This window comes from Actinocorallia libanotica, from assembly GCF_039525175.1.
Classification (GTDB): domain Bacteria; phylum Actinomycetota; class Actinomycetes; order Streptosporangiales; family Streptosporangiaceae; genus Actinocorallia; species Actinocorallia libanotica.
Genome location: NZ_BAAAHH010000002.1, coordinates 347,929 through 354,815, shown reverse-complemented (window position 1 = coordinate 354,815; position 6,887 = coordinate 347,929). Strand labels below are relative to the sequence as shown.

Annotated in this window: 6 protein-coding genes; 4 read left to right on the top strand and 2 right to left on the bottom strand. The window is 69.0% G+C overall.

Translation table 11 applies throughout. The features are described 5' to 3' along the window. Positions 1–264 precede the first annotated feature (264 nt). Positions 265–495 (top strand): DUF4190 domain-containing protein, encoded by a 231-nt coding sequence (locus ABD140_RS04785; RefSeq protein ID WP_344237085.1) that lies wholly within the window; start codon positions 265–267, stop codon positions 493–495. Positions 496–827: 332 nt separating this feature from the next. On the opposite strand, the gene ABD140_RS04780 is transcribed toward ABD140_RS04785, so the two are convergent. Together ABD140_RS04780 and ABD140_RS04775 are read right to left on the bottom strand one after the other, a co-directional pair. Continuing rightward, positions 828–1,016: a hypothetical protein gene (locus ABD140_RS04780; RefSeq protein WP_344237083.1), complete on the bottom strand. Its 189-nt coding sequence runs from the start codon at positions 1,014–1,016 to the stop codon at positions 828–830. Positions 1,017–1,084: 68 nt separating this feature from the next. Beyond that, positions 1,085–2,377 (bottom strand): MATE family efflux transporter, encoded by a 1,293-nt coding sequence (locus ABD140_RS04775; protein ID WP_344237081.1) that lies wholly within the window; start codon positions 2,375–2,377, stop codon positions 1,085–1,087. 227 nt (positions 2,378–2,604) lie between these two features. Between ABD140_RS04775 and dnaB the strand changes: the two genes are divergently transcribed. From dnaB to ABD140_RS04760, 3 genes are all read left to right on the top strand, one after another. Next, positions 2,605–3,957 carry a replicative DNA helicase gene (dnaB, locus tag ABD140_RS04770; RefSeq protein ID WP_344237079.1) on the top strand — a complete coding sequence of 451 codons (1,353 nt, stop codon included), beginning with the start codon at positions 2,605–2,607 and terminating at the stop codon, positions 3,955–3,957. 525 nt (positions 3,958–4,482) lie between these two features. Beyond that, positions 4,483–5,328 (top strand): aldo/keto reductase, encoded by an 846-nt coding sequence (locus tag ABD140_RS04765; RefSeq protein ID WP_344237075.1) that lies wholly within the window; start codon positions 4,483–4,485, stop codon positions 5,326–5,328. Between the two features lie 118 nt (positions 5,329–5,446). Beyond that, positions 5,447–6,838, top strand: a complete 1,392-nt coding sequence (locus ABD140_RS04760) for a DHA2 family efflux MFS transporter permease subunit (protein WP_344237073.1) — start codon at positions 5,447–5,449, stop codon at positions 6,836–6,838. The last annotated feature ends 49 nt before the right edge of the window (positions 6,839–6,887 follow it).

The window sequence follows — 6,887 nt, the reverse complement described above, 5'->3', positions numbered from 1 at the left end:
ATCGACAGAACGGCCCGGATCGTACGATCCGGGCCGTTCTGCATGCCGTGCGGCGACCAAGCCGTTCTGCCGTGTCGGCAGGGGTTCGCGCCGTTCTGCCATGCCGACCGGGCAGGGCCGTCCCGTGTACCGGGCGGGGTTCATCGGTCCTACCAGGCCGGTCGGAAGAGGCCGCTTCGCGTGGGAAACGAGGAGCGGGGCGTTCTGTTATGCCGATCGGGGATAAGGATTGTTTTGCTCCCGCCTCGGGTGCAGACTTGCCGCGTGCGCCGTACCAATCCCTACGCCGTCGCCTCCCTGGTCTGCGGGCTGCTCTGGGCCTTCTGGATCGGCAGCCTTCTGGCAGTGGTCTTCGGCCATCTCGCACGCCGCCAGATCCGGGCTGCCGACGAACGTGGCCGTATCCCCGCTTTCATCGGGCTCACCCTGGGTTATGCGGGGCTTCTCTATCTCCTCTTCGTCCTCCTGCAAGGAGAAGTCCTCATCGTCGCCTGAAGCCCACTCCGCGGCTCTGCCGCCGTGCACTCCTCATGTCGAGAACGCTCAGATGACTCCACCTGTGTGCAGGGGACGGCACAACCCGTCTGGTTCCGCCGCGGACGGCGGAGAAGGCTGAGCACCTCCCTGGTAGGGCGGCGCGTTGTGCGGAGCATTCGCTCGGAACTCGAGGCGCGTTGCTGGAAACGGTCGACCGGCGTGTGCCGACGGGACGCTGGGCCCGTGCCCTGCTCGGTTGTCGGTGGACCTCTGTACGTTCGGAGCGCGCGTCGAGGTGCGCTCATCCATGCCTTCTCGAAGATGCCGCACGTGCGGAGAGCGTTCGGGGGTCAGTTCTCGATGCGGGGGTTGTAGGCGCGGCGGCGGGTGGACTCGGGGTCGATGCCTTCGACCAGGGTGCAGATGTGGGTGACGCGCTCGGCCAGGACGTCCGGCGGCAGGTCGGCCAGGCCGTGTGCCGCCAGCTCGTCGATCGCCTGTGTCAGGCGAGCCAGCCTCTCCCCGTGCGGTGAACGCATGTTCGAATCTTAGCGAACACAGGCGTCGCTCCGAGTAAGTTTTCGAACATCTGTCTCAATGAATTCGATCAACGCGTGGCACCGGTGACCAGCCAGGCTCCGGTGCGGGCGCGGGCGCCCAGGGTGAGCAGGCGGACGAGCATCCACCAGCCGAGCGCCAGCCACAGCACGGCGATGCCGTGCCCGGAGGCCAGGTGGGCGGCGGGAAGGAACGCCGCCAGGGTGAGGACGCCGGCCCAGGCGAGGTACTTCATGTCCCCCGCGCCGATGAGTACGCCGTCCAGGACGAAGGTCGGCCCGCCGATCGGCTGGATCAGCGCGACCACGAGCAGTGCCTGGACGAGCAGGGCGGAGACCTCGGGGCTGGCGTCGAACAGTCCCGGAATCCAGGGGATGGCGGCCAGGAGGAGCACGCCGAAGCCGCACGAGGTGAAGAAGCCCCACCACAGCATTCGCCGGGTCACCTCGCGTGCGGCCTTCTGGTCGCCCGCGCCGAGGTGGCGGCCGAGCAAGGACTGGCCGGCGATCGCCACGGCGTCCAGGACGAAGGAGGACAGCAGCCAGATACGCGAACTGATGCCGTACGCGGCGGCGGTGTCCGTGCCCTGCTGCGCGGCGACACGTGTCGCCAGCACGAGCGTGGCCTGCAACGTGACGGTACGGATGACGAGCGCGAAACCGGAGGTGACCGCGGCGCGCAGTCCTCGCCAGTCGGGCCGCAGCGAAGCACCGTGGCGCCGTGCCAGACGCAGCACCGCCACCAGGTAGACGAGCGCGCCTCCGGTCTGCGCGGTGACGGTTCCCCATGCCGAGCCGGCGATTCCCCAACCGAAGACGAGCACGAACAGCACGTTGAGGATGAGGTTGGCGGTGAACATCCCGACGGAGACGTACAGCGGAACGCGCCCGTTCTGCAGTCCGCGCAGCACGCCGGTGCCCGCGAGGACGACGAGCATGCCGGGTGCGCCGAGCAGACTGACACGCAGGTATTCGACGGCGTACGCGTTGTCCCCGAAGAACCCGACGATGGCAGGACTCATCGGAAGGCCGACGGCGATCAGCGTCACGCCGATCGCCAGCGCGAGCCAGAGCCCGTCGATTCCCTGTCGTGTGGCGTACCGGAGGTCTCCCGCACCGACCTGCCGTGCGACCGCGGCCGTCGTCGCGTACGCGAGGAAGACGCAGACGCCGATGAGCGTGGTCAGCGCCTGGCCCGCGATGGTGAGCCCCGCCTGCTGCGCGGTGCCGAGACGCCCGACGATCGCGGCGTCGGAGAGGAGGAAGAGGGGCTCCGCCACGAGCGCGCCGAACGCCGGTACGGCCAGGTGCAGGATCTCCCTGTCGTGTTTTCTTTTATCCACAGGTGTGGATGACTGTTTTCGCAGGTCAGGCTCCTATCCACAGTTGTGCGAACATGTTTTTCCACAGGTTGTCCCCAGGTTGTCCACAGGCTCTGGGGAGTACTGCACAGGTCATCCACAGACTCGTCCACAGATCAACTTGGGTGAGACGGGTGATGGCCTGAGAATGTCAGAGGACTCCGTTAGAACTGTGACGGAGGTAGGGCTCGGGGAAGGATGTGCGCCGGGTGAGTATCGCGGAAATCCCTCGGCAGGAACCCGAGTTCGAGCGGGTGCCGCCGCACGACCTGAACGCCGAGCAGTGCGTGCTGGGCGGCATGATGCTCTCCCAGGACGCCATCTCGGACGTCGTGGAGCAGCTGCGCTCGTCCGACTTCTACCGGCCCGCCCACCAGGTCATCTACGACGTCATCCTCGACCTGTACGGGCGGGGCGAGCCCGCGGACGCCGTGATGGTCGGCGCCGAGCTCACCAAGCGCGGCGAGCAGACCCGCACCGGCGGCGCCCCCTACCTGTTCACCCTCATCAACTCGGTGCCCACCGCCGCCAACGCGGGCTACTACGCCAAGATCGTCCAGGAGCGCTCGGTGCTGCGCCGCCTCGTGGAGGCCGGCACCCGCATCGTGCAGCTCGGCTACGCCGCGGGCGCCGACGCCGACGACCTGCTCGACCAGGCGCAGGCCGAGGTCTACGCCATCGCCGACAAGCGCTCGGGCGAGGACTACCTGCCGCTGAGTGAGATCATGCCGTTCGCCCTGGACGAGATCGAGGCCATCGGCAGCCGCGACGGCGAGATGACCGGCGTCCCCACCGGCTTCACCGACTTCGACTCCCTCACCAACGGCCTGCACCCCGGCCAGATGATCGTCGTCGCCGCCCGCCCCGCCATGGGCAAGTCGACCCTCGCGCTGGACTTCGTGCGCGCCGCCTCCATCAAGCACGGCCTCACCTCGGCCTTCTTCAGCCTGGAGATGGGCCGCAACGAGATCACCATGCGCCTGCTGTCGGCCGAGGCCCGCGTCGCCCTGCACGCCATGCGCTCGGGCACCATGAACGACGACGACTGGACGCGTCTGGCCCGCCGGATGAGCGAGGTCGCCGAGGCCCCCCTCTTCATCGACGACTCGCCCAACATGTCGATGATGGAGATCCGCGCCAAGTGCCGCCGCCTCAAGCAGCAGCACGACCTGCGCCTCGTCGTCATCGACTACCTCCAGCTGATGACGTCCGGCAAGCGCGTCGAAAGCCGCCAGGTCGAGGTCTCGGAGTTCTCCCGCTCCCTGAAGCTCCTCGCCAAGGAGCTCCAGGTCCCCGTCATCGCTCTCTCCCAGCTCAACCGAGGCCCCGAGCAGCGCACCGACAAACGCCCCATGGTCTCCGACCTGCGCGAGTCTGGATCCATCGAGCAAGATGCGGACATGGTCATCCTTCTCCACCGAGAAGACGCCTACGAGAAGGAATCACCACGTGCGGGTGAAGCCGACCTGATCGTTGCCAAGCACCGTAACGGCCCCACCGCCACGATCACCGTCGCCTTCCAGGGCCACTACAGCCGCTTCGTCGACATGGCCACCGGCTGACCCGAAGAGTGCCGCCCGCCGTGACTCACCGGAGTCCGCAGAGTCATCGGCGTCGGGGTGGTGGGTGCGCAAGCGGAGCCATCGGTGACGGACGGTCCCGGGAGGAGCCGGGCCGTCTCGCAAGGGATGCCTCGATACAGGGCGACCGTCGCAGGGCGGTCGGCGTCGGGACGTGGCCCTTTTCGCGCAGGTGTCGTGTCGCCTGATCAGGGGAGGACGTTCCGCTTTGCGGGTCCGCCGGGGGCGCGGTCGGGGGCCGGTGCGTTCGGCCGGGACGGTTCCGGCGTCGTGTGACCGCACCACACGACGCCGGAACGGTGTCTCCCCGACACCTGCCGGAAGAACCGGCCGCTGGTTCAGTGTGAACCGTAGGGATAGGTCCGTTATATGCCAGAAAAGACGGAAAACTGGAAAGCTGTCTGCCGATCATGACAACTTGGGGCCGGAGGCGCAGGTCGGCGGCGTGGGAAATTGATCTTTCGCCTGCTTTACGGTGCGGGGAAACACAGCGGTAAAGTCACGCACATGTCGTTCGAGATGTTCTTTATCGGCCGTGACCTGCCCGTGCACCGGATCGGCCTGGGCACGGGGCAGCTGGTCGGCAAGGGCCACTGGGGGCCGCGCGGGGAGCGGGAGGACGCGGTGAAGCTGCTGCGCCATGCGGTCATGCGGGGCGTGGACCTCATCGACACCTCCGGGGACTACGGTCCCGGGCTGGCCGAGGAGCTGATCGCCGAGGCGCTGCGGCCCTACCCCGTCGGGCTGGCGATCGCGACCAAGGGCGGGATCGTCCGCACGTCGGCCACCGAGTGGCATCTGGACGGGCGGCCCGAGTCGCTCAGGGAGATGTGCGAGGCCAGTCTCCGCCGGCTCGGGCTGGAGACGATCGACCTCTACCAGCTGCACCGCATCGACCCGCAGGTCCCCCTGGCCGAGCAGCTCGGCGCGCTCACCGAGCTGCGGAGCGAGGGCAAGATCCGGCACATCGGCCTGGACAGCGTCTCCGCCGAGCAGCTGCGGGCCGCGGTGGAGCTGGCCGAGATCGCCTCCGTCCAGAACCGCTTCCACCTGCTGGACCGCGAGGCCACCTCGCTCCTGGAGCTGTGCGAGGAGCGCCAGGTCGCCTTCCTGCCCTGGTCGCCGCTGAACGACGGCGCGCTCACCGCCCCCGGCCGACCCGTCGTCGACGAGATCGCCGCCGCGCACGAGGCCACCCCGGCGCAGATCGCGTTGTCCTGGCTGCTCCACCGCTCCCGGGTGCTGCTGCCCGCCCCTGGCACCGTCTCCACGGCGCATCTGGACGAGAACCTCGCCGCGGGCGACATCGAGCTCACCAAGGAGGAACTCGCCAAGCTGGACGCCCTCGCCTGACGGCACGGGTACAGACACGGGCGCCCCCGCGTGCTCTCGCCCACCACCCGCGCGCGGGAATTTTCTTTGACCTGTCAGACTTCCTGTGGTCCAGAGAGGGCCACGGGGAGGACGGCGCATGGCGAAGGTGACGCCGAAGGTCGCGGTCAGCGTGGTCTTCGTCTGCTCGATGTTCGTGTCGATCCTGGACACCACCATCGTCAACGTGGCGCTCCCGCGGATGGCGGAGTCGTTCGGCGTCCCCGTGGGCGGCGTCGGTGCCATCGTCACCGGTTATCTGGTGAGCCTCGCGGTGGTCATCCCCGCCTCGGGCTGGCTGGCCGACAGGTTCGGCTACCGGAAGGTCTTCCTGGCGGCGATCGCGATCTTCACTCTCGCATCCGCGCTGTGCGGGCTGGCCCAGAACGAGGGTCAGCTGATCGCCTTCCGGGTGCTGCAGGGCGTCGGCGGCGGCATGATGACGCCGGTCGGCTTCGCGATGCTGCTGCGGGAGTTCCCGCCCGCCGAACGGCTGCGCGCCAACCAGGTCCTCATGGTGCCGACCGCCCTGGCCCCGGCCTGCGGCCCCGTGGTGGGCGGCCTGCTGGTGGACACGGTCGGCTGGCGCTGGGTGTTCTACGTCAACCTGCCGATCGGGATCGCGGCGTTCCTCTTCGGCCTGTTCACCCTTCCCGACCACGGCGGCAGGAGCGCGGGACGGTTCGACCTGGCCGGTTTCGTCCTGGCAGGTGCGGGTTTCGCCGGGGTGATGTACGCGCTCACCGAGGGATCCGCCCTCGGCTGGACCTCTCCGGAGATCCTGGGCGCGGCGCTGGGCGGGCTCGTCCTGCTCGTCCTGCTGGTGCGTGTCGAGACCCGCAAGGCGGAGCCGATGGTGCGGTTCGCCCTGTACGGCGACCGCCTGTTCCGCCGGACGAGCGGTGCCGCGATCCTGTCGACGGCGGGCTTCATGGGCGTGCTGTTCCTGGTGCCGCTCACCCTCCAGGCGAGCCGGGAGCTGAGCGCCCTCCAGGCCGGTCTGTGCGTGTTCCCCGAGGCGCTCGGCGTGATGCTCGGCTCCCGGCTCATGAACAGGCCGTACTCCCGGTTCGGCCCGCGCAGGCTCATGGCGGGCGCGCTCGGCGTCGTCGCCCTGCTGATCTCGCTGGCGGGCGTGGTGCCGCTCCCCGTGCTCCCCGTGGTGATGTTCGCCCTCGGCTACGTCATGGCGCACGTCTTCGGCTCGGTGACGGCGGCCGCCTTCGCCACGGTCCCGGCGGCGTCGTCGGCGCAGGCGTCCACGCTCTTCAACGCCCAGCGCCAGCTGGGCGCGGCGCTGGGCGTCGCGACGGCCGCCACCTGCCTGACGGCGGCGTCCGGCGCCGGCGGCCACCGCTGGGCGTTCGCGGTGACCGCGGTGTTCTCGCTGCTGGGCGCGCTGCTCTCCCTGCGGATCCCGGACGAGGACGCCGCCGCCACGATGGGCGTTGCGGGGTCTGCGGGGAGGAAAACGAAAGCGGCACCCGCCTGAGGCCGCCAGGTGCCCGGAAACGGTTGCGGCCTTGACCATAAAAGAGCAC

Coding starts and splice junctions, on each gene's coding strand:
- ABD140_RS04780 (WP_344237083.1), bottom strand. CDS start 1,016: ATGCGTTCACCGCACGGGGAGAGGCTGGCTCGCCTGACACAGGCGATC.
- ABD140_RS04765 (WP_344237075.1), top strand. CDS start 4,483: ATGTCGTTCGAGATGTTCTTTATCGGCCGTGACCTGCCCGTGCACCGG.
- ABD140_RS04760 (WP_344237073.1), top strand. CDS start 5,447: ATGGCGAAGGTGACGCCGAAGGTCGCGGTCAGCGTGGTCTTCGTCTGC.